Source organism: Paraburkholderia nodosa DSM 21604 (genome assembly GCF_000519185.1).
Classification (GTDB): Bacteria; Pseudomonadota; Gammaproteobacteria; order Burkholderiales; family Burkholderiaceae; genus Paraburkholderia; species Paraburkholderia nodosa.
Genome location: NZ_JAFA01000018.1, coordinates 22,144 through 47,373, shown reverse-complemented (window position 1 = coordinate 47,373; position 25,230 = coordinate 22,144). Strand labels below are relative to the sequence as shown.

Sequence of the window (25,230 nt, the reverse complement as noted above, 5' to 3'; positions counted from 1 at the left end):
CGCTAACTCCGGATCGACAAGGAGACCCCTTTAGCCGATGAGTTCCATCCGACGACAACTGCTGTTCTGGCTGCTCGCGATCGTCGTCGCGGGCGTCGGGCTCGCGGGCTGGCTGATCTATCGCCAGGCGCTCGCCGAAGCCAACGAGCTGTTCGACTACCAGCTGCAGGAAATCGCCGAGGCGCTGCCCTCCGAGCCATTCAACGAGATCCTCAGTTCGCGCGATACGGGCGACGAAGGCATCGTGCTGCAGATCTGGAATCGCAACGGCGTGCTCATGTACTACTCGCATCCGCGCGCACCGCTTGCGCCGCGCGCGGAACTCGGCTTTTCGACGGAGCGCACCGATCGCGGCGACTGGCGCGTGTATGGCGCGATCGTCGGCGACAATGTCGTGCAACTGGCGCAGCCCGTTTCCGTGCGCAACCGGCTCGCCGCGAACGTGGCGTTGCGCACGCTCTGGCCACTCATCGTGGTGCTGCCGTTTCTCGGCATCGCGGTCTGGATCATGGTGGGGCGCGGGCTCAGGCCGCTCTCGCGCGTCGCGCGCGCACTCGATACGCGTCATCCCGAAGCGCTCGACCCGCTGCCCGAAGAGCGTCTGCCGCGCGAAGTCACGCCGCTCGTGCATGCGTTGAACGCGCTGCTCGAACGCCTCGCGCAGGCCATCGACACGCAGAAGGCCTTCGTCGCCGATGCCGCGCATGAATTGCGCACGCCGCTGGCGGCCGTGCAGATCCAGGCGCAACTCGTTGCGCGCGCAAAGGATGACGACACGCGCCGCGAAGCGCTCGTCGATCTGCAGGCGGGCGTGACGCGCGCCACGCGTCTTGCCGAGCAACTGCTCGCCCTCGCGCGTTCCGAACCCGACGGTCATGCGCGTGCGCAGAACGTCGATCTGCATGCGCTGCTCGATGATTGCGTGCTCAACTATGCACCGCTCGCGCAGCAGCGCGGCGTCGATCTCGGCATCGAGGAAAGCGCGGTGGCGAGCGTGCATGGCGACGCCGATGCATTGCGCGTGATGCTCAACAACCTGCTCGACAACGCGACCAAATACACGCCCGCGGGCGGCCGCGTGGACGTGAGCCTCGCCGTCGTCGACGGGCATCCGCGCGTGCGCATCGCGGACAGCGGGCCGGGCATCCCGGAAGGCGAGCGCGCACGCGTGTTCGATCGCTTTTATCGCGTGGGCGCGGGCGTGAACCGCGCGCGCACCGATATCGCCGGCACGGGCCTCGGGCTCGCTATCGTGCGACGAATCGCGGATCAGCACGACGCGACCATCACACTCGGCGATTCGCCCGCCGGCGGCCTGCTCGTGGACGTGCGGTTCTGACTCCGAATCGCCCGCAAATGCCCGCCGCGCGGGCGTTTGCGCGATTATTGCGATTTCCGCGTACTTAAGACTCCTTTAAGCGACACGGCTTACTCTTCGGTACGTCGTGATGAGTACCCCGCGCAAGGAGTCCGCAATGAATACAAAAGTTCTTTCCCGCAGTGCCGTGGCAGCCGCCGTGGTCGTCGCATTGTCGGCGGGCTACGTCGCAGGGCACCGTGATCTGCCTGCTCCGCAGGTTATCTCGCAGGCCCAGGCCGCGGCGTTGATGCCGGCCGAAGCCGCAGCCAAGACTGGCATTCCCGACTTCTCGGGTCTCGTGGAAACCTACGGGCCCGCGGTCGTCAACATCAGCGCCAAGCACGTCGTGAAGCAGACGGCGATGCGCAGCGGCGGCAGCGGCTCGCAGCAACTGCCGATCGATCCGAGCGATCCGTTCTACCAGTTCTTCAAGCACTTCTACGGCGGCGCGCCCGGCATGGGCGGCGGCGACAATGGTCCGCAGGCGGACCAGCCGAGCGCGAGCCTCGGCTCGGGCTTCATCGTCAGCCCGGACGGCTACATTCTCACGAACGCGCACGTCGTGGACGGCGCCAACGTCGTGACGGTGAAGCTCACCGACAAGCGCGAATACAAGGCGAAGGTCGTGGGCGCGGACAAGCAGTCGGACGTCGCCGTGCTCAAGATCGACGCGAAGGATCTGCCGACCGTGAAGATCGGCGACCCGCGTCAAAGCAAGGTCGGCCAGTGGGTGGTGGCGATCGGCTCGCCGTACGGCTTCGACAACACGGTGACCTCGGGCATCATCAGCGCGAAGTCGCGCTCGCTGCCGGACGAAAACTACACGCCGTTCATCCAGACCGACGTGCCGGTCAACCCCGGCAATTCGGGCGGCCCGCTCTTTAATCTGCAGGGCGAAGTTATCGGCATCAACTCGATGATCTATTCGCAGACGGGCGGCTTCCAGGGCCTTTCGTTCGCAATCCCGATCAATGAGGCGATCAAGGTCAAGGACGAACTCGTCAAGACCGGTCATGTGAGCCGCGGGCGTCTCGGCGTCGCGGTGCAGTCGATGAACCAGACGCTCGCCAACTCGTTCGGCATGGACAAGCCGCGCGGCGCGCTGGTGAGTTCGGTGGACGCGAGCGGTCCGGCCGCGAAGGCGGGTTTGAAGCCCGGCGACGTGATCCTGTCCGTGAACGGCCAGGCCGTGGACGATTCGTCCGATCTGCCTTCGCTCATCGCGGGCATGAAGCCGGGCACGAAGGCCGATGTTCAGGTGTGGCGCGACAAGAGCACGAAGAACCTCACCGCCACCATCGGCGCGCTGGGCGACGCGAAGGTGGCTTCGAACGACGCACCGCAAGCGCAGATGCAGGGGCGCCTCGGCGTCGCGGTGCGCCAGCTCACGCCGGAAGAGAAGAGCAACGGCTCGCTCGACCACGGTCTGCTCGTCGAGCAGTCGGGTGGCGCGGCCGAGAATGCGGGTGTCCAGCCCGGCGACGTGATTCTCGCCGTGAACGGCCGCCCGGTGACGAGCGCCGATCAGCTCAAGCAAATGGTTTCGAAGGCTGGCAACAGCATTGCACTCCTGATCCAGCGAGACGACGCACAGATTTTCGTGCCCGTCGATCTCGGCTGATCCCTGCTGTCGCGAATCCGGCTCCGTGCGCCGGATTCGCGGCGAGAGCAGGTTTCATTACGTTGTACCTGCGCTGCCGCCGTTGGCCCCTGGCCTCGGCGGCAGCGGTTTTTTTGGGGCGCACAAAACCTTTTGCGCGCGGATCGGGCATGCCCCTTGCGGAAGCATTACATCGGACCACCTGAAAGGAGCGATCGATGAAGCGTTTCCACAACTCGCGCCCCGTCCATACGACCGCTTACGCGGCGATCCTCGCGGCCACACTTGCTCTCGGCTACGCGGGCGGCGCGGCGGCGCAGCAGGGCGATGCCTCGGGCACGGTCGGCGGCTCGACCACCGACAACACGAGCGCCGGCAACACCAATGGCGGCGGCATGCCGCAAGTCCAGCAGCAGGGCGACGTGTCGTACGTCTCCGGCGGGGTGGGCCTGGATGAATCCAAGGCGCTGCTCGGTGCGGAGCGCCAGTGGCCACTGGCGTTGCGCTTTACCCAGCGCAGCGGTGAGTACGTCGCGGACGTGCGCGTGCAGATCACCGACTCGCACGGCGCAAGCGTGCTCGATACGACTTCGCGCGGGCCGTATATGCTCGTGAAGGTTCGTCCGGGCCGCTACAGCGTGCACGTGAGCCATGCGGGCGTCGACAAGACCAGTGCCGTGACGGTGGGCTCGAACGGCAGCGCGCGGGCGGCGTTCATCTGGTAAGGCGCCCAGCCGGGCCAGGCCGCGTTTGGGCGCTGCCGCACGCGCGCCGCGCATAAGATTCACGCAGCCAGGACGAGTTTGGCCGATAATGAAGCCGAGGGGAGGCCGCGATCGCTCAGGCGTGTCGCGAGCGGGTTCGCGTGTTGCCGTCGGTCGCCGTCGATTGCGTGATCGGCGCGGCGACAGGCGACTGGCGAGCGGCCATCCCGTGGCATTGCACGGCACGCGCCTTCATGGCGGCGTGCCACGCGAACCGGTGCGGGCTGCCGGCCGGCGAGGGCAGGGCGCCGCAGGCGCCGCCTACCAACAGGGGAGCCGAACATGGCGGTCGAACCGGCTGCGGACCATCGCATCGAACTCGTCGCGAACCGTCACCGCGTGCGCGTGATTCATGGCGGCATCACCATTGCCGATACGCTGCACGCCGTCACCCTTTGCGAAACCGGCTACCCCGACGTCTTCTACTTTCCGCGCGCCGACGTGAACATGGCGCGACTCGAACGCTCCAGCCAGACCTCGCATTGCCCGTTCAAGGGCGAGGCGACGTATTTCCATTTGCGTACCGAAGACGGGCGCGTCGACGACGCGGCCTGGAGCTACGAAGCGCCGCTCGATGACGCACGCGGCATCAAGGGGTATCTGGCTTTCTACGCGACTCGCGTAGACCGGATCGACCAGACCTCCTGATATGGCCCGGTAGCTTGCATAGGGGAGCCGCCATGGAACTAAACGATGCGTTGAGAATTCCGCTCGACCCGGCCGCCGTCTGGGCGGCGTTGCAGGACGTGGCGCTCGTGCGCGCGAGCATGGAGCATTGCGAGTCGTTCAGGCGGCTCGGCCCCGGCGAATACGCGATCACGCTCACGGTGCCGCTCGGGCCGCTGCGCGCACGCTACGAAGTGCGTGCCCACATTGCCAATGACACGGCGCAGGTGCCGCTCACGCCCCGGCGCGTGCTGAGCTTTCGCGCCCGCGCGGACGGCATCGGCTCGCTGCGTGGCCAGATCGACGTCGCGCTGCGCCCCGAAGAGCGCGCCACGACGCGGGAGCCGGGTACGGGCAAGGATGTGAGCACGCGGATCGACTACTCGGTGTGGGCTACGCTCACGGGACCGCTTTCCGAGCTGCCGCCGCGCCAGATCGAGAACGCCCTGCACGAACTCGCCGACGACTTCTTCACGGAGTTCTGCGCCGTGGTTGCGGTCAAGCACGGCCAGGCGCCGAACCGCGTGGCGGGCGAGCAGCCGCGCCGGCAGCACGTGTTCCTGCGGCCGATCAACCTCGCCGGTCTCGCCCGGCGCGCGCATATCCTGCCGCAGCACCATGCGGGCGGCACGCTCTCGGGCCGCGCGGCAAGCACGCTGAATCACGAGCCGCCGCCGCACGCCATGCCGTATTGGGCGTGGGCCGCGATGATCTTTTTCGTCGCGCTGCTGCTGTATGCGGCGCGCTGGTTTACCGCGACCTGAATGCGGCAGCGGGCGGCGCGCGCAAGGTGCGCCGCCCGTCGAACCCCTCACGCCCCCCGGAACTCCCGCCGCCACGCCGACGGCGAGATCCTGAACGCCTCCACGAAATGCTGACGCAGCGACGCGGCCGAGCCGAAGCCCGCGCGCTGGGCGATCGCGTCGATCGGCTGATCGGTGCTTTCGAGCAACTGCTGCGCGCGCGCGAGGCGCTCGCCGAGCAGCCAGGCGCTGACCGTCGAGCCCGTCGTCAAACGGAACTGGCGCGTGAAGGTGCGCCGGCTCATCAGCGCACGCTGCGCGAGCGAATCGAGCGTGTGGGGCGCGTCGAGGTGGGCGCGAATCCAGTCGAGCAGACCCGGCAGACGGTCGCCGCGGCCGGCCGCCGCGAGCGGCTGCTGCACGTACTGGGCCTGGTTGCCCTGGCGATGCGGCGGCACGACGAGCCGCCGCGCCACGTAGTTCGCGGCGCTCGAGCCGCACAGGCGCCGCATGAGATGCAGGCAGCAATCGAGTCCCGCCGCCGTGCCCGCCGAGGTGAGCAGGTCGCCGTCGTCGATGTAGAGCACGCCGGGATCGAAGCGCACGGCCGGAAAGCGCAGCGCGAAATCGTCGGCGGCGGCCCAGTGCGTGGTGCCCGGGCGGCCGTCGAGCAGGCCCGCATGCGCGAGCACATAGGCGCCGAGGCATAGCCCGACGAGGATCGCGCCGCTCTCGTGCGCTTCGCGCAGCGCGTCGCAAAGCGCGGCGGGCGGCGCCTCGTGGGTGTCGCGCCAGCTCGGCACGACGATCACGTCCGCGCCGCGCAGCCCCTCGAGGCCCCGCGGCGCGCCGATCGTGAAGCCTGCCGTGGTCGTGAGCGTGCCGGGCTCCGCAGCGCAGACGGCGAGTTCAAACGGCGGCACGCCGCCTTCGCTGCGGTCTTCGCCGAACACGACGCAAGGCACAGAGAGATGGAACGGGCTGATGCGGTCGAAGGCGATGACGGCGACGCGCAACGGGGGCGGTGAAGGCGCCTGACGGGGAGCAGTGGCCATGACGAGTCCCGAAGAGGAATGGCCCGATTTTAGCGAAAGTTGTCATCCGGGCCACTGTCACGGCGGCGCGCGCGGCACCACAATCCCGCCATCGACTTCGCGTCTTCGGACCGGTCGGTTCCTTTCACCCCCAGGAGGCATGGCCATGTCCGCGAATCCGCGCCGGGCGCTCGTCGTCATCGACGTGCAGAACGAATATGTCAGCGGCGATCTGCCGATCGAATATCCCCCCATCGAGACGTCGCTCGCCAATATCGGCCGCGCGATCGACGCCGCGCGCGCGGCCGGCGTGCCGGTCGTGGTCGTGCAGAACTTCGCCCCGGCGGACTCGCCGCTCTTCGCGCGCGGCAGCGTGGGCGCCGACCTGCATCCGGTCGTGGCCTCGCGCGAGCGCGATCACTATGTCGAAAAAGCGCTGCCGAGCGCCTTCGCGGGCACCGATCTCAAAGCGTGGCTGGCCGAGCACGGCATCGACACGCTCACGGTGACCGGCTACATGACGCACAACTGCGACGCCTCGACGGTGTTCGAGGCGACCCACGCGGGTCTTGCCGTGGAGTTTCTGGCCGATGCGACGGGTTCGGTGCCGTACGCGAACGAGGCGGGAACGGCTAGCGCCGAGGAGATCCACCGCGTGTTCAGCGCGGTGATGCACTCGCGCTTCGCTGCGGTCGTGAGCACGGATGCCTGGCTTGCCGCCGTCGAAAAAGGCGTGCCGCTCGCGCGTGACAACATCTACGCGTCGAATCAACGGGCCCGCGCGAACCGCGTGTCGGCCTGAGCGGTCAAGAAAAAGGCGGCCTCGTCAGTGGGCCGCCTCGATCGATCCGGGATGCGCGCGCAGGGCTCAGGCGTCCGGCTCGCTCGCGCCAATACGCAGCGACGGGCTGAAGCGCAGCGCGTCGAGCATCGCGTCGACGTGCAGCTCGGCGTTGCTCGCCACGTCGAACACGTCCGGCAGGATCGCCATATCGCGCAGCGCGCCGCCAATGAACGAATGGAGCACGCGCGAAGCGCGCTTGGGGTCGAGGTCGGCGGGCAGCTGGCCCTTCGACATCGCATTGCGCAAACCCTGCTCGATGCTCGCCAGGCCCTCGCGCATATCGGTCTGATGGCGCGCCATCACGGGTCCCATCTCCTCGACGAACTCGCACTTCAGGAACAGGATCTCGAACACGCGGCGGCGGCGCGCGTCGGTTGCCGTATTGCGCAGACACAGAATGCACAAATCGCGCATGCGCCCGAGCGGGTCGGGCTCGCCGGGATCCGTCGATGCCACCTTCAGCTCGTCGAGCGGCAGCACCACGCGGTCGAACATGGCCGTGAACAGGTCGCCCTTGTTTTCGAAATGCCAATAAATCGCGCCGCGCGTCACGCCAGCGGTCTGGGCGATGTCGGCCAGCGAAGTGCGCGACACGCCCTTTTCGTAAAAGACGTGTTCGGCGGCGTCGAGGATCCGGTTGCGCGTCTCCAGCGCTTCCTCTTTCGTTCGGCGGACCATTTTGTAAGTTGAGTGCGTTGCTGCGGGTTAGGGGGAATAAATGTATTTGGGGTGCGAACCGTAATGTATTGATTTGTAATATGGAGGTGATGCGCGGATCGCTCCTGAAGTACCACTCAACGGTTACGTAACGTCCTTTTACATTCGTTCGCGAATGTATCTATAATAGCACCCCACCACCTGGGTGCCTCAAGTGGTGATGTCCGGTTAATATCCGTCCTTGGCCAAGTGGTCGTAGAAACCCCAATGCGCGACGCCTCTCGCGGCGGCGCGCGGCAGTATCGCCCGGACGGATATGCAGACCGGAACGCGCCTTCCTAGAAGAAGTACCGGGTTTATCCGTCAGGTATTTGCCAGATGCTGGCGTGCGTGGTCGTCCTCCTCGTTGCAGGACGCCGCACGCTTTTATTGTCAGTTATAGACAGAGGTCGCTCCATGCGCGTCGAACGGGTTCCATTCCGCCTAATCAGTGTCGCGACGGCTGCCATCGTGCTCGCAGCCTGCGGGCAAAAGCAGTCGGCGCCGCCGCCGCAAGCCCCCGAAGTGGGTATCGTCACCGTCCAGCCGTCCTCCGTGCCGGTCGTCTCCGAGCTTCCCGGCCGTACCAGTGCCTTCCTCGTCGCGCAAGTGCGCGCACGGGTGGACGGCATCGTGCTGCGCCGCGAATTCATCGAAGGCGCGCTCGTCAAGGCCGGTCAGCGGCTCTACAAGATCGACCCGGCGCCGTATATCGCCGCGCTCAACAACGCCAAGGCCACGCTCGCCAAGGCGCAGGCCAACCTCGTCACGCAGAACGCACTGGTTGCGCGCTACAAGGTGCTCGTGCAGGCCAATGCGGTGAGCAAGCAGGACTACGACAACGCTGTTTCCGCCCAGGGCCAGGCCGCCGCCGACGTCGCCGCCGGCAAGGCCGCCGTCGACACCGCGCAGATCAATCTCGGCTATACCGACGTCGTTTCGCCGGTCTCGGGCCAGGTCGGCATCTCGCAGGTCACGCCGGGCGCCTATGTGCAGGCGAGCGCGGCCACGTTGATGTCGACGGTGCAGCAGCTCGATCCGATGTACGTGGACGTCACGCAGTCGAGCCTCGATGGCCTGAAGCTGCGCCGCGAGATCCAGGAAGGTCGCCTGAAGACCAACGGCCCGAACGCCGCGAAGGTTTCGCTCGTGCTCGAAGACGGCCGCACCTATTCGGAAAAGGGCAAGCTCCAGTTCTCCGACGTCACCGTCGACCAGACCACGGGCTCGGTCACGGTTCGCGCGATTTTCCCGAACCCCGACCGCGTGCTGCTGCCGGGCATGTTCGTGCGCGCGCGCATCGAAGAAGGCATCAACAACAACGCGTTCCTCGTGCCGCAGGTCGGCGTGCAGCACGACCAGAAGGGCCAGGCATCGGTGTACGTCGTCAACCAGGACAACAAGGTCGTGCCGACGCCGATCACCACTGCGGGCACGCAGGGCCAGGACTGGGTCGTCCAGAGCGGTCTGAACGCCGGCGACCGCGTGATCGTTCAGGGCACGGACAAGGTCAAGCCGGGTGCGCAGGTCAAGCCGGTTGCCGCGCAACTGCCGCCGCCGCCGCCGTCGGGCGCGCCTTCGGCCGACATGGCAACGGCTTCGGGCTATGCGAACGCCGCCAGCGCCGCATCGGGGCCGAAGGCTGCCTCGGCTGCGCCTGCCGCCTCCGCAGCGCAATAACGGGGAGCCTGCTTCATGGCAAAGTTCTTTATTGATCGCCCAATCTTTGCATGGGTGATCGCCATCATTCTGATGCTCGCAGGTGTGGCGTCGGTGTTCACGCTGCCGGTCGCGCAGTATCCGACCATCGCGCCGCCGTCCATCCAGATCAGCGCGAGCTACCCGGGCGCGTCGGCCAAGACGGTGGAAAACACGGTCACCCAGGTGATCGAGCAGCAGATGAGCGGTCTCGATCACCTGCTGTACATTTCGTCGACTTCCGATGACTCGGGCACGGCTACCATCACGCTGACCTTCGCCGCGGGCACCGACCCGGACATCGCGCAGGTGCAGGTGCAGAACAAGCTGCAGCTCGCCACGCCGATCCTGCCGCAGGTGGTGCAGCAGCTCGGCATCAAGGTCACGAAGTCGAGCAGCAGCTTCTTGCTGGTGCTGGCGTTCGTGTCCGAAGACGGCAGCATGACCAAGTACGACCTCGCGAACTACGTGGCGTCGAACATCCAGGACCCGATCAGCCGTATCGACGGCGTGGGTACGGTCACGCTGTTCGGCTCGCAGTACGCGATGCGTGTCTGGCTCGATCCGAACAAGCTCACGAACTTCCAGCTCACGCCATCGGACGTCACAGCGGCGATCACCGCGCAGAACGTGCAGATCGCGGGCGGCCAGCTCGGCGGCACGCCGGCGGTGGCAGGTCAGTCGTTCCAGGCGACCATCACCGAAGCGACGCTGCTGCAGACGCCGGCACAGTTCGGCGACATCCTGCTGAAGGTGAACCAGGACGGCTCGCAGGTGCGTCTGAAGGACGTGGCGCGCATCACGCTGGGCGGCGAAAACTATAACTTCGACACGAAGTACAACGGTGCGCCGACCGCCGGCCTCGGCATTCAGCTTGCGACGGGCGCCAACGCGCTGCAGACCGCGAAGCTCGTGCGCCAGAAGATCGACGACCTCTCGAAGTACTTCCCGCACGGCCTCGTCGTGAAGTACCCGTACGACACGACGCCGTTCGTGCGCCTGTCGATCGAGGAAGTGATCAAGACGCTGCTGGAAGGCATCGTGCTCGTGTTCCTCGTGATGTATCTGTTCCTGCAGAACCTGCGCGCGACGTTGATTCCGACGATCGCGGTGCCGGTGGTGCTGCTGGGTACGTTCGCGATCATGGCGATGGTGGGCTTCTCCATCAATACGCTGTCCATGTTCGGTCTCGTGCTCGCCATCGGCCTGCTGGTGGACGACGCGATCGTGGTCGTGGAGAACGTCGAGCGGGTGATGGTGGAAGAGGGGTTAGGGCCGAAGGAAGCCACGCGCAAGGCCATGGGCCAGATCACCGGCGCACTGGTGGGCGTGGCGCTCGTGCTCTCCGCGGTGTTCGTGCCGGTGGCGTTCTCGGGCGGCTCGGTGGGCGCCATCTACCGGCAGTTCTCGCTCACGATCGTGGCGGCGATGGTGCTGTCCGTGCTCGTCGCGCTGATTCTCACGCCGGCGCTGTGCGCGACCATCCTCAAGCCGATTCCGAAGGGCCACCACGAAGAGAAGAAGGGCTTCTTCGGCTGGTTCAACCGCACGTTCGAGACGAGCCGCGACAAGTACCACAGCGGCGTGCACCACGTGATCAAGCGCTCGGGCCGCTGGCTCATCATCTACCTCGCGGTGATCGTCGCGGTTGGCCTGCTGTTCGTGCGCCTGCCGAAGTCGTTCCTGCCCGATGAAGACCAGGGCACGATGTTCGTGATCGTGCAGACGCCTTCGGGCTCCACGCAGGAAACCACGGCGCGCACGCTCGCCACCATCCAGGACTGGCTGCTCAAGGACGAAGGCAGCATCGTCGAATCGACCTTCACCGTGAACGGCTTCAGCTTCGCGGGCCGCGGCCAGAACTCGGGTCTCGTGTTCGTGCGTCTGAAGGACTACAAGCAGCGTCAGCATGCGGACCAGAAGGTCCAGGCGCTGGTGCGCCGCATGTACGGTCACTTCGCGAGCTACAAGGACGCGATGATCTTCCCGGTGAATCCGCCTTCGATTCCTGAACTCGGCACCGCGTCGGGCTTCGACTTCGAACTGCAGGATCGCGGCGGCGTCGGCCACGAAAAGCTGATGGAAGCGCGCAACATGCTGCTCGGCATGGCTGCGAAGGACCCGTCGCTTGCGCTCGTGCGCCCGAACGGCCTGAACGACACGCCGCAGTTCAAGGTGGATATCGACCGCGAGAAGGCCAATGCGCTTGGCGTGACGTCGGCGGCGGTCGACCAGACGTTCTCGATCGCATGGGCATCGGCGTACGTGAACAACTTCCTCGACACCGACGGCCGTATCAAGAAGGTGTACGCGATGGCCGACGCGCCGTTCCGCATGAACCCGGAAGACCTCGGTCTCTGGTACGTGCGCAACAGCTCGGGCGGAATGGTGCCGTTCACTTCGTTCGCGAGCGGCCACTGGACGTACGGTTCGCCGAAGCTCGAGCGTTACAACGGTATTTCGGCGATGGAAATCCAGGGGCAGGCGAGCCAGGGCAAGTCGACCGGCCAGGCCATGACGGCCATGGAGCAGATCGCGGCGAAGCTGCCCGCGGGCGTCGGCTACGAATGGACGGGCCTGTCGTACCAGGAGCGCCAGTCGGGCTCGCAGGCGCCGATTCTGTACGGCATCTCGATCCTCGTCGTGTTCCTGTGTCTCGCGGCGCTGTATGAAAGCTGGTCGATTCCGTTCGCGGTCATCATGGTGGTGCCGCTCGGCGTGCTCGGCGCGCTGCTGGCGGTGACCTTGCGCGGCCTCGAGAACGACGTGTTCTTCCAGGTGGGTCTGTTGACCACCGTGGGTCTGTCGGCGAAGAACGCGATTCTGATCGTGGAGTTCGCGCGCGACCTGCAGGCCGAAGGGAAGATGGGACCGATCGAGGCGGCGCTCGAAGCTTCGCGACTGCGTCTGCGGCCGATTCTCATGACGTCGATGGCGTTCATTCTCGGCGTGCTGCCGCTCGCGATCAGTAACGGCGCGGGTTCGGCTTCGCAGCACGCGATCGGCACGGGCGTGATCGGCGGGATGATCACGGCCACGTTCCTCGCGATCTTCATGATCCCGATGTTCTTCGTGGTGATTCGCGCGAAGTTCGCCGGCGAGAAAGAAGACGCGGACGTCGCGCTCCAGCACTACGAAGAGCACCACGCGCACGACCATGACCAGGACAACGGCGCGGATGGCGGTGGCGCTGGCGGTCAGGGCGGCACGGGTGGCAACGACGGCGGCAACGGCGACGGCCCGGGCAAGGAAGGACATTGAGATGCATAAACTATCCGTAATTGCATTGGCTACCGCGCTCCTCGCGGGTTGCACGATGGAGCCGTGGTACCACCGGCCCGAAGCGCCGGTGTCGCAGAGTTTCCCGCAAGGCGGCGTGTACGCCACGCAGCCGGTTGCTGCGGGCGCGAATGGCCAGAACGGCCAGGCTGCCCCGAGCGCCAATGGCGCCGCGGCGACCGACATCGGCTGGCGCGAATTCTTCGTCGATCCGCGCCTGCAACAACTCGTCGACATCGCGCTGAAGAACAACCGCGATCTGCGCGTCTCGGTGCTCAACGTCGAGGCGGCGCGCGCGCAGTATCAGATCGTACGCGCCGATCTGTTCCCCGCGATCAACGGCGTGGGCACGGACACGCGTACGCGCGTGCCGAGGAACTTTCAGACCACGGTGAACAACCCGTACAGCGTGTACAACGTGGGCGTGCAGGCTTCGTGGGAACTGGACTTCTGGGGGCGCATCCGCAGCCTGAAAGACCAGGCGTTGGCGCAGTACCTCTCGACGGCGTATGCGCGCAAGGCGGCGGAAATCACGCTGGTTTCGGAAGTCGCTGACCAGTACCTGACCATGCTTTCCGACGACGACCTGCTCAATGTCACGCAGGAAACGCTCAAGACGGCGCAGGACTCGTACAACATCGCGAAGGCGCAGTTCGATACGGGCACCGGCACCGAGCTCGATTTGCGTCAGGCGCAGACGGTGGTCGAGAACGCGCAGGCCAACATGCAGGCGCAACTGCGGGCGCGCGCCCAGGCCGAAAACGCACTCGTGCTGCTGATCGGCGAGCCGCTGCCGGCGGATCTGCCACAAGGCCTGCCGCTCGACGGCCAGCCTCTGCTCAACGACGTTCCGGCAGGCCTGCCTTCGGATCTGCTCACGCGTCGTCCGGACATCATGCAGGCCGAAGAGACGCTGCTCGCGGCAAACGCCAACATCGGCGCGGCGCGTGCGGCGTTCTTCCCGAAGATCTCGCTCACGGCGGCGTTCGGCACCGAAAGTCTGTCGCTCGGCGGGCTCTTCAAGGCCGGCACGGCAGCATGGAGTTTCGCGCCGCAGATCACGCTGCCGATCTTCGAAGGCGGGTCGAACATCGCGAACCTGCAACTCGCGAATGTCGAGAAGCGCATCGAGATCGCCAACTACGAGAAGTCGATCCAGTCGGCGTTCCGCGAAGTGGCCGACGGTTTGGCTGCGCGCGGCACCTACGACGAGCAGATCGCCGCGCTCGAGCGCAGCACCTTTGCGAACCAGCGCTCGCTCACGCTTTCGGAACTGCGCTACAAGAACGGCGTGGACAGCTATCTGCCGGTGCTGGCCGCGCAGACCAGCCTCTACACGGCGCAGCAGTCGCTCGTCACGGCGCGCCTCGCGCGGCTGACCAACCTCGTCGATCTGTATCGCGCGTTGGGCGGCGGCTGGATCGCGCACTCGGGCGAGACGCCGCGCGAGCCCGATGCGCCGGCCGATTACGGCGCGGCCAGCGCGCCGGTGGCGGCTTCGGCTGCGACGGCGGGGTAACGCGCTACGGCTTCGGAATCGGAAGCCAAGAACGCCACGGAAGACCGTGGCGTTTTTTTCGCGTGTGGGCGTGCGCAAAGCGGGTAAAAAAAAAGCGCCATGGTTTCCCATGGCGCCGAACCAGCAAAAGACCCCGCCCGCCTGTGTATAGATGGACACCTGCGAGCGGGGCACCTCTCGCGTCAACTCAATACATTCAAACCCGTTTCGATCAGCTCAATTCGATCGACTCAGTGCGCGGCCGAGCGCGGCATTTCGTGGCCCGCATCCGGCGCCTGATCCGCGTTGGGACGGCCTTCGAGATCGTGCCCGGCGCGGCGGATGGCGCGCTCGGCGGCTTTCTCGCTCTTCGCACCGTTGAAGATCAGGTTCAGCACCACCGCCGAAACCGAAGCGAGCAGGATGCCGCTATGGAGCAAAGGCGAAAGCGCGGGCGGCAGCTTGGCGAAGAAGTGCGGGGACACCACCGGCACGAGGCCGAAACCCACGCTCACGGCCACGATGAAGAGGTTGTGCTGGTTCTTCACGAAGTCCACGCGCGAGAGCACCTTGATGCCGTTCGCCGCCACCATGCCGAACATCACGATGCCTGCGCCGCCCAGCACGAAGGCGGGCACCGAGGCGACCATCTGCGCCATCTTCGGAAAGAGGCCGAGCAGCACGAGAATCACGCCGCCCATCGCGCACACGTAGCGGCTCTTCACGCCCGTCACGCCGATGAGGCCCACGTTCTGCGAGAACGACGTATGCGGGAACGAGTTGAAGATGCCGCCGATCAGCGTGCCGAGACCGTCCACGCGCAGGCCGCGCACGAGCGTGGCCTGATCGACGGGGCGCTCGACCATGTCGCCCACGGCGAGGAACATGCCCGTCGATTCGATGAAGGTCACGAACATCACGATCACCATCGTCGCGATCGGCAGGCTGTGGAACTTCGGCATGCCGAAGTGGAACGGCATGACGATGCCGACCCACGGCGCGCTGGCCATGCCTTCGAGGTTCACGCGACCGAGCGCCAGCGCGATGGCAAAGCCCGCGACGATGCCGAGCAGCACCGAGATATTGGCGATGAAGCCGCGCCCGAACTTGTTGATGAGCAGGATCAGCATCAGCACGAGCAGCGAGAGGCCGAGGTAGATGGGGTTGCCGTAGTCGGGGTTGCCCACGCCGCCCGCGGCCCAGTTGATGCCCACTTCCATGAGCGAGAGGCCGATCACCGCGATCACGGTGCCTACCACGACAGGCGGGAAGAAGCGCAGCAGCTTGCCGATCATCGGCGCGATCACGATGCCGATCGCACCCGCCGCGATGGTCGAGCCGAAGATATCGAGAAGGCCGAGCGAGGGATTGGTGCCGATGGCGATCATCGGGCCCACCGAGGCGAACGTGCAGCCCATGATCACGGGCAGGCGGATGCCGAAGATCCACAGGCCGAGCGTCTGGATCAGCGTGGCGATGCCGCAGGCGAACAGGTCGGCGCTGATGAGGAAGGCGATCTGGTCCTTCGGCAGCCCGATCGCGCCGCCGACGATGAGCGGCACGGCCACCGCGCCTGCGTACATCACGAGCACGTGCTGGATACCGAGTGTCAGCAGCTGGCTAAACGGCAGGCGCTCGTCGCAGGGGTGGACCTGCTTCTGGCCAGACCGCTGGGCGGCCTGGTCCTCAATGCCCTTGGCTTGCATGTCGTCTGTCTCCGTCTCTTTGTTTAAGGATATGGCCTCCAAGGTATGCGGTAAGAAAATATGCAACAAGACCACTGGAGACTATTCCGTGCTTTCCGGTGACGATATGCGCCCGTGGCGATAGCCCGGCGACATAAGGGTGGGATCGGCGCGCGTGGGCCGTGCGCGGCGGCTTCATGGCGGCAACGCTGGATGCCGGTTCGGACCGCGCGAGCGGCGGCGCAAAGCGGGAAGTCCCCTGTTTGCGGCGGTTGAGCGCCTTTGCGCGATGGGCGCCGCGGCGCGGGCGTGGCGGGTCCGAACCGTGCCAGAGCGTGTGCGGGGGCGGCGAGCCCAGGCTGGCGATGCCCAACGGGTCATGTCACATATGGCCGCGCCGTTATGATCTCTATTTCGAACGCGGCATGTGAGCCATTTTGCATCGCGCGCTCACCCACCGGGTTAACCCGCGAATGGACGTTTTTCGCGTCGAAATCGGCTGTGTTGCGCGCGGGTTCGCGGCAGGTTTGAAGACCCCGCTTAACGCGCATCCGGCGCCGAGGATCTCGCCGCGCATCTCGCCGGTATGATTGTTTTTCCCGTCCTCACCCACCTCGCACACCGTTTCCCATGAACCCATCGCAGACGCGTTTTCTCGGTATCGACCTCGGCACCGGTTCACTCAAGCTCGGCATCATTGATGGCGACGGCGTCGAGCGCGCCGCCGCGAGCGTGGCCTACGCGCTCGAAACACCGCAGCCCGGCTGGGCCGAGATCGCCGTGCATCGCTGGTGGGACGCGCTCGTCGTGGCCTGCGCGCGGCTGCCCGAGAGCGAGCGCGCCGCGGTGCGGGCAATCGGCTTTTCCGGACAGATGCATGGCGTCGTGCTCACCGACGAAGCGGGCCGCGCGTTGCGCCCCGCGATGCTCTGGCCCGACACGCGCGCGCATGCGCTGCTCGATGCGTGGCCCGACGACGCCGGGCATGCGCAGCCCAACCCCGTCGCGCCTGGCATGGCCGGGCCGCTGCTGCGCTGGGTCCTGCAGCACGAGCCGCAGGTCGCCCAAGCCGCGCGCTGGGCGCTGCAGCCGAAAGACTGGCTGCGCGTGGCGCTGGGTGGCGCGGTCAAAGCCGATCCGTCGGACGCGTGCGCGACGGCGCTCGCCGCACCCGATGGCGCGTGGGACTTCGCCCTGATCGAGCGGCTGGGATTGCCCGCGCGGTGGTTCGCGCCGCTGGCCGCGTCGCATGCAGCGAGCGGCGCGCTGAGCACGCAAGCCGCACAGGCGCTCGGGCTGCCCGCCGGCATCGTGCTCGCGACGGGCGCGGGCGACACGCCTTGCGCGGCGTTCGGCAGCGGCCTGGCCGACGATGGCGATGCGCTCCTCACGACGGGCACAGGCGGCCAGATCGTCGTGACCGCGCGCAGCGAGCCGCCCGCGCGGCGCGGGCTGCATCGCTACCGCTCGGCGACGGGCGGCTGGTACACCATGGCCGCCATGCAGAACGTGGGCGTGGCGCTGGAAGCGGCGCGCGGCTGGCTGGCCTACGACTGGGCTTCGGCCTATGCGGATGGGTTCGCCGTGCCGCCATCGGCGACGCTCGCGTTCCTGCCTTACCTGAGCGGGGAGCGCTCGCCGTGGCTCGACCCGGCGGCGCGCGGCGGCTGGCTCGGCGCTTCGCTTGGCGACTCGCGCGGCACGCTCATGCGTGCGGCGTTCGAGGGCGTCGCGTTCGCGTTGCGCGCGGGCCTCGACGCCGTGCGCAGCACCCGTGAAGCCGCCGATGGAGGCACGCGGGATGCGCGCAGTGTGGCGACGCTCAAGCTCGCGGGCGGCGGCTCCGTGGACGCGCGCTGGCGGCAGTTGCTCGCCGACACGCTCGACGCGGACCTCTACGCGATCGACTGCCCGAACGCAGCGGCGCGCGGCGCCGCGATGCTGGGCGGCCTCGCCTGCGGGCACTGGCGCATGAGCGAGCTCGCGGCGCTTGCGCCGGCCGCGACGCAGGTGGCGTCGCCGCGCGAGGACGCCGCGCTCGCGCAGCGCTATGCGCGCTTCATCGATCTGTACGGCCGCGTTCGAACCTGGTTTGCACCGGCATCTTGATGACTAGCGACGCCCGATCAGACTCGCGCCATAGACGAGCGCGGCGAGCGCGGTGATCCAGAAGCTGGTGGGCCAGTCGGTGTAGAACGCGAGCGTCACGCCGAGCCACGCTTGCACGAGCGCGAGCAGCGCGGCGAGCACGAGGCCGGTGGACAGGCGCGTGGTGAGATTCTGCGCGGCGGCGGCCGGACCGACCATCAGCGTAAAGACGAGCAGCACGCCGACGATCTGCGTGCACGCGGCCACCGCGAGCGCGGCGATGGCGAGGAACAGCATCGAGACTGCGCGCAGCGACACGCCCTTCGCTTCGGCGAGTTCGGGTTGCAGCGAGGCGAACAGCAGCGGCCGCATGATGGCGGCCAGCGCCGCCAGGCTCGCCACGGCGAGGGCGGCAAGCACGCCGAGCGTCTCGCGGTTCACGCCCAGGACGTTGCCGAACAGCAGCGCCGTGACCTGCGTGGCATACGACGTGAAGAAGTGCAGAAACAGCAGGCCGAAGCCGAGCGCGAGCGAAAGAATCACGCCGATCGCCACATCGCGGCCCGCGAGCTTTTCGCCGAGCGCGCCCATTGAAACGCCGGCGGCGAGCGTGAAGCCCACCATGCCCCACATCGGCGAAACGCCTAGCAGCACGGCGCCCGTCGCGCCCGTGAAACCCACGTGCGAGAGCGCGTGGCCCGCGAAGGTCTGACCGCGCATCACGAGGAAATAGCCCACCACGCCCGCGAGCACCGCGACGATGCCCGACGCCGCGAAGGCGTTCACCATGAAATCGTATTCAAGCATCGTGCGTGTGGCCGTGTGTGTTGTCGTTGTTGTTGCCGTCGGCGTGACCGTGATCGTGCGCGTGGCCGCCGTGGTCATGGCCATGGTCGTGCTCATGCTCGTGGTCGTGCTTTTCGACTTCCACGTCGCCCGACATCACGAAGATGCGGCCCTTCATGCGCATCACTTCGATAGGCGAACCGTAGAGGCGCGAGAGCACGGGCGCGGTGATGACTTCATCCACGCTGCCGAGCGCGGCCACGCCGTTGCCGAGATAGAGCACGCGGTCGAGCGCGTTGAGGAGCGGATTCAGCTCGTGCGCGGAGAACAGCACCGCGATGCCCAGCTCGCGCTGCACGCGGCGCACGAGTTCGACCACGCCGCGCTGGTGGTTGGGGTCGAGGCTGATGAGCGGCTCGTCGAGCAGCAGCAGCTTCGGGTCGCCGAGCAGGCATTGCGCGAGCAGCAGGCGCTGGCGCTCGCCGCCCGAAAGCTCCGAAAGCGGGCGATCGGCCAGCGCGGTCGCCCCCACGAGGTCGAGCACGCGCGCAACGTCGGCGCGCGTGGCGGCGTCGGCGCGCGGCAGGCCCCAGCGGTGCCCGTCGGCGGCCATCGCCACGAAGTCGCGGCCGCGCACGCGGCGGCTCGCGAGCGCCGTGCGCGTTTGCGGCATATAGCCGATTTTCGCGTTGCCGCGCGCGACCGGCTCGCCCAGCACGCGGATCGCGCCGTGCGAGGCCGGCACGAGGCCGAGAATGGCACGCATGAGCGTGGTCTTGCCCGCGCCGTTCGGCCCGAGCACGCCGATGAATTCGCCCTGGTTCACCGCGAAGTTCGCGTCGCGCAGGATCGTGCGTTCGCCGAGCGTCAGCGTCACGCCCGCTAGCGTGAGCACAGGCGCGGGCGCGCGGTGCGTGCCGTTGCGCTGTCCAGTTTGCTGTGAAGCGATATCGGTGGGCGAAGGGCCGGCCCCGGTCATGACGTCTGTCCTTGCTGAATACGGTTAGTGTTGCCCTGCTGTTCCCACTGCCAGCGCCTTGTCGAGCGAGTCGAGCTGCGCGAGCATCCATTGCTGGAAGTTCACGCCGGCCGGCTGCGTCTCGGTCACGCTCACGGAGGGCACCTTCGACTGCTTGGCCAGCGCCAGCATGCGCCGCGTGAGCGCCTCGGTCGCCTGGCTGTTATAGATCAGCACGCGCACGCGGCGCTCGCGCAGGTCGCGCTCGAACGCGGCGATGTCCGAGGCGCTCGCCTCGGTGTCGTTCATCGTCGCGAGCTGAAAGCGCAGGTTGCGCATGTCGAGGCCGATCGCATCCGACATATAGCCGAACACCGGCTCCGTGGCCGTGACGGGCTGTCCCTGGTAGCGCGCGCGCAGCGCCGCGACCTTGGCGTCGACCGGTTGCAGCGAGGCGAGGAACGTTGCCAGGTTGGCATCGTACACGCTCTTGTGCGCGGGGTCCGCCGCGCCTAGCGCGGCGCTCACGGCGCGCGCCACGGCGGGCATGGTCTTCGGGTCGTACCAGAGGTGCGGATTGTCGCCCGCTTTCTTGCCGACGAGGTCCGCCGCGACGATCGTCGTGCGGCTGGTGCCGCTTTTGCCAGCGCCGGTGGCGCCGAGCAGCTTGGTCATCCACGGGTCGTAATCGGCGCCGTTGTACACCACCACGCGCGCATTCTGTAGCGCGCGGGCGGTCTTCGGGCTGGCCTCGAAGAGGTGCGGGTCCTGGTCGGGGTTGCTCAGGATGCTCGTCACGTCCACGTAGTTGCCGCCGATCTGCTTGACGACGTCGCCATAGAAGTTCTCCGCCGCAACAACGGGAATCGTGGCGCTGCCAGCCTGCGCCGCCAGGGCCGCGCTCGCGCTGCCGAAAGTGGCGCCCAGCGCGAGCGCAAGCCCGGCCGCGAGGCGCGCGAGCGTGACGCGACGCCGCGTGCCTGTTGTGGGAGCCCGGGGCGGGCAGTTGGCGCGGCTGAACGTGATCATGGTTCTATCCTTGTCTATAGGGAGCCTGAAAGCGGGCGAGGGCGCGTCGGCGTCGCGAAGGCGAGATGATATAACGTATCACTTTGATTGGCGAGTCGGCTTGACACCCGGTCAGGGGGCCGGATCTGCAGGCCGCAGCCAGTCGAGGCTTGCGCGTCGCACCATCGAAATCTCGGCCAATCGCGTTTGTTCGCCTTGACAGTCTCCGACTCGTATCCGATCATTCGATCAACGACAGAGCAAATGCTCACATGTCGGGCGATCGCTCAGCTGCTCCTCTGGACTGTCTGCCGGGCACGCCCCGCACGAACGAAATTGGAGACAACCTGTGGCACACACCGCGACCCCAGCGGCCGGACGTTTGCAGGACAAGGTAGCCGTGCTGACTGGCGCGGCGAGCGGCATTGGCGAGGCGGTCGCGCAGCGCTATCTGGACGAAGGCGCGCGCTGCGTGCTCGTCGACGTGAAGCCCGCCGGGTCCGTCGCCCCAACGCTTGCCGCCGCGTACCCCGAGCGCGTGCTCGCGCTCTCCGCCGACGTGACCGGCCGTGAAGACATCGATCGCATCGTGGAGAGCGCGGTCGAACGCTTCGGCCGCATCGACATCCTCTTCAACAACGCGGCGCTCTTCGACATGCGCCCGCTCCTCGACGAATCCTGGGACGTGTACGACCGCCTCTTCGCGGTGAACGTGAAGGGCATGTTCTTCCTCATGCAGGCCGTGGCGCGCCGCATGGTCGAGCAGGGCCAGGGCGGCAAGATCATCAACATGTCGTCGCAGGCGGGCCGCCGCGGCGAAGCGCTCGTTTCCCACTACTGCGCGACCAAGGCCGCCGTGCTGAGTTACACGCAGTCGGCGGCGCTTGCGCTGGCACCCCATCGCATCAACGTGAACGGCATCGCGCCTGGCGTGGTGGACACGCCGATGTGGGAGCAGGTCGACGCGCTCTTCGCCCGCTACGAGCATCGTCCGCCCGGCGAGAAGAAGCGCCTCGTGGGTGAGGCCGTGCCGCTCGGGCGCATGGGCCTGCCCGAGGATCTCACGGGCGCCGCGCTCTTTCTCGCCTCCGCCGACGCCGATTACATCACCGCGCAGACCCTCAACGTCGATGGCGGAAACTGGATGAGCTGACCTTTCCCGCAACCCTTGCACAACGCATCACGACAGCAGCAAGACATAACGCAACGAACAAGGAGACAACGTCATGAAGCCAGCAATGAAGACCGCCGCAAAGTGCATAAGTCGAGCGGTGAGTGCGGGTGCACTCGTCGCCGCGGCGAGCGCGGCTCACGCGCAGAGCGTAACGATCGCCATGTTGAACAACCCGGACATGATCGAGCTGAAGAAGCTCTCGCCGGCGTTCGAAAAGGCCAATCCGGGCATCAAGCTGAACTGGGTGATTCTCGAAGAAAACGTGCTGCGCCAGCGCGCGACCACCGACATCACGACCAACAGCGGCCAGTTCGACGTAATGATGATCGGCACCTACGAGGCGCCGCAATGGGGCAAGCGCGGCTGGATCGTGCCGATGACGAACCTGCCCGCGAGCTACGACCTCGACGACGTGGTGAAGACCGCGCGCGATGGCCTCTCGTACAACGGCACGCTTTACGCGCTGCCGTTCTACGTCGAAAGCTCGATGACGTATTACCGCAAGGACCTGTTCGACAAGAAGGGCCTCAAGATGCCCGAGCAGCCGACCTATGACCAGATCAGGGACTTTGCCGACAAGCTCACCGACAAGTCCGCCGGCACCTACGGCATCTGCCTGCGCGGCAAGGCCGGCTGGGGCGAGAACATGGCGTACGTGACGACGGTCGCCAACACCTTCGGCGGCCGCTGGTTCGACGAGAAGTGGCAGGCGCAGCTCACCTCGCCCGAGTGGAAGAAGGCGGTGAACTTCTACGTCGACATGCTGAAGAAGGACGGCCCTCCGGGAGCGAGCTCGAACGGCTTCAACGAAAACCTCACGCTGATGTCCTCGGGCAAGTGCGCGATGTGGATCGACGCGACGGTGGCGGCCGGCATCCTCTACAACAAGCAGCAATCGCAGGTGGCCGACAAGATCGGCTTCGCGGCCGCGCCGACCGAAGTCACGCCCAATGGCGCGCACTGGCTGTGGTCGTGGGCGCTCGCGGTGCCCAAGTCGTCGAAGTCGCAGGACGCCGCCAAGAAGTTCATCGAATGGGCCACGTCGAAAGAGTACGTCCAGATGGTCGCGCAGGACGAGGGCTGGGCTTCGGTGCCGTCGGGTACGCGGATTTCGACCTATCAGAATCCCGAGTACAAGAAGGCCGCGCCGTTCTCCGACTTCGTGCTGAAGGCGATCCAGACCGCCGATCCTAATCATCCGACCGCGAAGCCGGTGCCGTACACGGGTATCCAGTTCGTCGGGATTCCTGAGTTCCAGTCGTTCGGTACGGTCGTGGGCCAGAGCGTAGCGGGCGCCGTGGCGGGACAGATGAGCGTCGATCAGGCGCTTGCCGCCGGTAATGCCGCTGCCAACCGCGCCGTGGCGCAAGCCGGGTATCAGAAGTAACTGCGAGAAGTCAGGCTGCGCCGTTCAGGCAGCCAGCGTAGTAGCGCGAGCGCGCGCCGGGCCAACCGGCGCGGCGCGCACCCTCGCGACAGCCGATGCCGCGCCGTGCCTCGCACAGGCGCGCAACCGAGAAGGGTGGTCCTCATGCGTCATCTCCATCTCCCCATGCCTATATTCAATCGAGCGCGCACGCCACAGAAACCGCAGCAGGTCGAATCGCGACGGACGGCCTCACGCTGGCTCGTGTCGCCGTCCGTCGCGGTGCTGCTGCTGTGGATGACGATCCCGCTCGCGATGACGATCTGGTATTCGTTCACGCGATACAACCTGCTGAATCCCGATCTCAAGGGTTTCGCGGGCTTCGACAACTACAAGTTCCTCGCCACCGATCCCTCGTTCGTGCCGTCGATCGTGCACACCATCGAGCTGATCGTGGCGGTGCTCGTGATCACCGTGGTCGGCGGCGTGCTGATGGCGGTGCTGTTCGACCGCAAGTTCATCGGTCAGGGCGTGGCGCGCCTGTTCGCGATCGCGCCGTTCTTCGTGATGCCCACGGTGAGCGCGCTGATCTGGAAGAACATGATCCTGCATCCGGTGTACGGCCTCGTGGCCATCGCCATGCGCTCGATGGGCATGACGCCGATCGACTGGTTCGCCGTCTATCCGCTCACCGCGGTCATCATGATCGTGGCGTGGCAGTGGCTGCCGTTCGCGTTCCTCATTCTCTTCACGGCGATCCAGTCGCTCGACCAGGAGCAGAAGGAAGCTGCGAAGATCGACGGCGCGGGCCCCATTGCGTTGTTCTTCTACATCACGCTGCCGCACCTGCGGCGCGCGATTGCCGTTGTCGTGATGATGGAAACCATCTTCCTGCTCTCGATCTTCGCCGAGATCTACACGACCACGGGCGGCGGTCCCGGCAACGCGACCACCAACCTCACTTACCTGATCTACTCGATGGGCCTGCAGCAGTTCGACGTGGGCATCGCTTCGGCTGGCGGCATTCTCGCCGTCGTGCTGGCGAACATCGTGTCGTTCTTCCTCGTGCGCATGCTCGCGCGCAACCTCAAAGGGGAGTACGAAAAATGAGCCAGATTACCGCTACGCCCGCGCAATCGCCCGACGCGGTCAAACATTCGTCGCCGCTGCAGTTCATCGGGCGCGTGCTGCCGGGGCTGCTTGCCTGGCTGATCGCGATCGCGCTGTTCTTCCCGATCTTCTGGATGACGATCACGGCGTTCAAGACCGAGCAGCAGGCCTATATTCCGACGATCTTCTTCCAGCCGACGCTCGACAGCTTCAGAGAGGTGTTCGCGCGCAGCAACTACTTCGCGTTCGCGTGGAATTCGGTGCTGATCTCGGCCGGCGTGACGATCGTCTGCCTGATCTTCGCCGTGCCCGCGGCCTACGCGATGGCGTTCTTCCCGAACAAGCGCACGCAGGGAATTCTGCTGTGGATGCTTTCCACCAAGATGATGCCTTCGGTGGGGGTGCTCGTGCCGATCTACCTGCTGTGGAAGAACTCGGGGCTGCTCGACACCGTGAGCGGACTGGTGATTGTCTACACGCTCATCAATTTGCCGATCGCAGTGTGGATGGCGTACACGTACTTCAACGAGATTCCCAAAGACATTCTCGAAGCCGGGCGCATGGACGGCGCGGCCACCTGGCAGGAAATCGTCTATCTGCTCATGCCGATGGCGGTGCCGGGGCTGGCTTCCACCGCGCTCCTGCTCATCATCCTTTCGTGGAACGAAGCGTTCTGGAGCATCAACCTCTCCAGTTCGAACGCCGCGCCGCTTACGGTGTTCATCGCGTCGTATTCGAGTCCTGAGGGGCTGTTCTGGGCGAAGCTCTCTGCGGCATCGCTGCTCGCGGTCGCGCCGGTGCTGATCGTCGGCTGGCTTTCGCAGAAGCAACTGGTGCGCGGCCTTACCTTCGGGGCCGTCAAGTAATGGCCAA

20 protein-coding genes are annotated in these 25,230 nt (G+C 66.4%); 14 read left to right on the top strand and 6 right to left on the bottom strand.

Annotated elements, in window-relative coordinates:
• The first annotated feature begins 37 nt into the window (after positions 1-37).
• The 5 genes from A3CW_RS0124640 to A3CW_RS47500 all read left to right on the top strand — a co-directional run bounded on the left by A3CW_RS0124640 (position 38) and on the right by A3CW_RS47500 (position 5,154).
• A complete protein-coding gene (locus tag A3CW_RS0124640; protein ID WP_028205938.1) occupies positions 38-1,339 on the top strand; it encodes an ATP-binding protein in 1,302 nt (433 codons plus the stop codon).
• A 136-nt stretch (positions 1,340-1,475) separates the two neighbouring features.
• A complete protein-coding gene (locus A3CW_RS0124635; RefSeq protein WP_028205937.1) occupies positions 1,476-2,981 on the top strand; it encodes a DegQ family serine endoprotease in 1,506 nt (501 codons plus the stop codon).
• A gap of 197 nt (positions 2,982-3,178) precedes the next feature.
• The gene (locus tag A3CW_RS0124630; RefSeq protein ID WP_028205936.1) at positions 3,179-3,685 is read left to right on the top strand and encodes a carboxypeptidase-like regulatory domain-containing protein; all 507 of its coding nucleotides are present in this window, start codon (positions 3,179-3,181) and stop codon (positions 3,683-3,685) included.
• A 321-nt stretch (positions 3,686-4,006) separates the two neighbouring features.
• Positions 4,007-4,372: a DUF427 domain-containing protein gene (locus tag A3CW_RS0124625; RefSeq protein ID WP_028205935.1), complete on the top strand. Its 366-nt coding sequence runs from the start codon at positions 4,007-4,009 to the stop codon at positions 4,370-4,372.
• A gap of 32 nt (positions 4,373-4,404) precedes the next feature.
• Positions 4,405-5,154 carry a CoxG family protein gene (locus tag A3CW_RS47500; RefSeq protein WP_035513844.1) on the top strand — a complete coding sequence of 250 codons (750 nt, stop codon included), beginning with the start codon at positions 4,405-4,407 and terminating at the stop codon, positions 5,152-5,154.
• Positions 5,155-5,201: 47 nt separating this feature from the next.
• Here the strand turns inward: A3CW_RS47500 and A3CW_RS0124610 are convergent, their stop codons facing one another.
• Complete coding sequence (locus A3CW_RS0124610) at positions 5,202-6,188, bottom strand: helix-turn-helix domain-containing protein (protein WP_028205934.1); 987 nt, start codon at positions 6,186-6,188, stop codon at positions 5,202-5,204.
• A 145-nt stretch (positions 6,189-6,333) separates the two neighbouring features.
• On the opposite strand from A3CW_RS0124610, the gene A3CW_RS0124605 reads away from it, so the two are divergent.
• Positions 6,334-6,969, top strand: a complete 636-nt coding sequence (locus A3CW_RS0124605; protein ID WP_407669764.1) for a cysteine hydrolase family protein — start codon at positions 6,334-6,336, stop codon at positions 6,967-6,969.
• Positions 6,970-7,035: 66 nt separating this feature from the next.
• Here the strand turns inward: A3CW_RS0124605 and A3CW_RS0124600 are convergent, their stop codons facing one another.
• The gene (locus A3CW_RS0124600; RefSeq protein ID WP_028205932.1) at positions 7,036-7,689 is read right to left on the bottom strand and encodes a TetR family transcriptional regulator; all 654 of its coding nucleotides are present in this window, start codon (positions 7,687-7,689) and stop codon (positions 7,036-7,038) included.
• Between the two features lie 435 nt (positions 7,690-8,124).
• On the opposite strand from A3CW_RS0124600, the gene A3CW_RS0124595 reads away from it, so the two are divergent.
• Genes A3CW_RS0124595 through A3CW_RS0124585 form a run of 3 tightly spaced genes read left to right on the top strand, consistent with a single transcriptional unit; the run spans position 8,125 to position 14,203 of the window.
• Positions 8,125-9,387, top strand: coding sequence for an efflux RND transporter periplasmic adaptor subunit (locus A3CW_RS0124595; protein ID WP_028205931.1), 1,263 nt, complete (start codon positions 8,125-8,127; stop codon positions 9,385-9,387).
• A gap of 15 nt (positions 9,388-9,402) precedes the next feature.
• A complete protein-coding gene (locus A3CW_RS0124590; RefSeq protein WP_028205930.1) occupies positions 9,403-12,666 on the top strand; it encodes an efflux RND transporter permease subunit in 3,264 nt (1,087 codons plus the stop codon).
• Position 12,667: 1 nt separating this feature from the next.
• On the top strand, positions 12,668-14,203 hold the full coding sequence (locus A3CW_RS0124585; RefSeq protein WP_035513841.1) for an efflux transporter outer membrane subunit: 1,536 nt from the start codon (positions 12,668-12,670) through the stop codon (positions 14,201-14,203).
• A gap of 230 nt (positions 14,204-14,433) precedes the next feature.
• Here the strand turns inward: A3CW_RS0124585 and A3CW_RS47495 are convergent, their stop codons facing one another.
• Positions 14,434-15,888 (bottom strand): nucleobase:cation symporter-2 family protein, encoded by a 1,455-nt coding sequence (locus A3CW_RS47495; protein WP_051481693.1) that lies wholly within the window; start codon positions 15,886-15,888, stop codon positions 14,434-14,436.
• Between the two features lie 609 nt (positions 15,889-16,497).
• Here A3CW_RS47495 and A3CW_RS0124575 point away from each other — a divergent pair.
• Positions 16,498-17,976: a xylulokinase gene (locus A3CW_RS0124575; protein ID WP_028205928.1), complete on the top strand. Its 1,479-nt coding sequence runs from the start codon at positions 16,498-16,500 to the stop codon at positions 17,974-17,976.
• A gap of 3 nt (positions 17,977-17,979) precedes the next feature.
• On the opposite strand, the gene A3CW_RS0124570 is transcribed toward A3CW_RS0124575, so the two are convergent.
• The 3 genes from A3CW_RS0124570 to A3CW_RS47490 are packed head-to-tail and all read right to left on the bottom strand — an operon-like array spanning position 17,980 to position 20,728.
• Positions 17,980-18,762 (bottom strand): metal ABC transporter permease, encoded by a 783-nt coding sequence (locus A3CW_RS0124570; RefSeq protein ID WP_028205927.1) that lies wholly within the window; start codon positions 18,760-18,762, stop codon positions 17,980-17,982.
• On the bottom strand, positions 18,755-19,720 hold the full coding sequence (locus A3CW_RS0124565) for an ABC transporter ATP-binding protein (RefSeq protein ID WP_051481692.1): 966 nt from the start codon (positions 19,718-19,720) through the stop codon (positions 18,755-18,757). Before A3CW_RS0124565 ends, A3CW_RS0124570 begins: the two co-directional genes overlap by 8 nt.
• Positions 19,721-19,744: 24 nt before the next feature.
• A complete protein-coding gene (locus tag A3CW_RS47490) occupies positions 19,745-20,728 on the bottom strand; it encodes a metal ABC transporter solute-binding protein (RefSeq protein WP_081771790.1) in 984 nt (327 codons plus the stop codon).
• Positions 20,729-21,056: 328 nt separating this feature from the next.
• On the opposite strand from A3CW_RS47490, the gene A3CW_RS0124555 reads away from it, so the two are divergent.
• The 4 genes from A3CW_RS0124555 to A3CW_RS0124540 all read left to right on the top strand — a co-directional run bounded on the left by A3CW_RS0124555 (position 21,057) and on the right by A3CW_RS0124540 (position 25,223).
• Positions 21,057-21,860, top strand: coding sequence for an L-iditol 2-dehydrogenase (locus A3CW_RS0124555; RefSeq protein ID WP_245623732.1), 804 nt, complete (start codon positions 21,057-21,059; stop codon positions 21,858-21,860).
• Positions 21,861-21,933: 73 nt separating this feature from the next.
• Positions 21,934-23,268, top strand: a complete 1,335-nt coding sequence (locus A3CW_RS0124550; protein WP_028205924.1) for an ABC transporter substrate-binding protein — start codon at positions 21,934-21,936, stop codon at positions 23,266-23,268.
• Between the two features lie 144 nt (positions 23,269-23,412).
• Positions 23,413-24,357, top strand: coding sequence for a carbohydrate ABC transporter permease (locus A3CW_RS0124545; RefSeq protein WP_028205923.1), 945 nt, complete (start codon positions 23,413-23,415; stop codon positions 24,355-24,357).
• On the top strand, positions 24,354-25,223 hold the full coding sequence (locus tag A3CW_RS0124540; RefSeq protein WP_028205922.1) for a carbohydrate ABC transporter permease: 870 nt from the start codon (positions 24,354-24,356) through the stop codon (positions 25,221-25,223). Before A3CW_RS0124545 ends, A3CW_RS0124540 begins: the two co-directional genes overlap by 4 nt.
• The last annotated feature ends 7 nt before the right edge of the window (positions 25,224-25,230 follow it).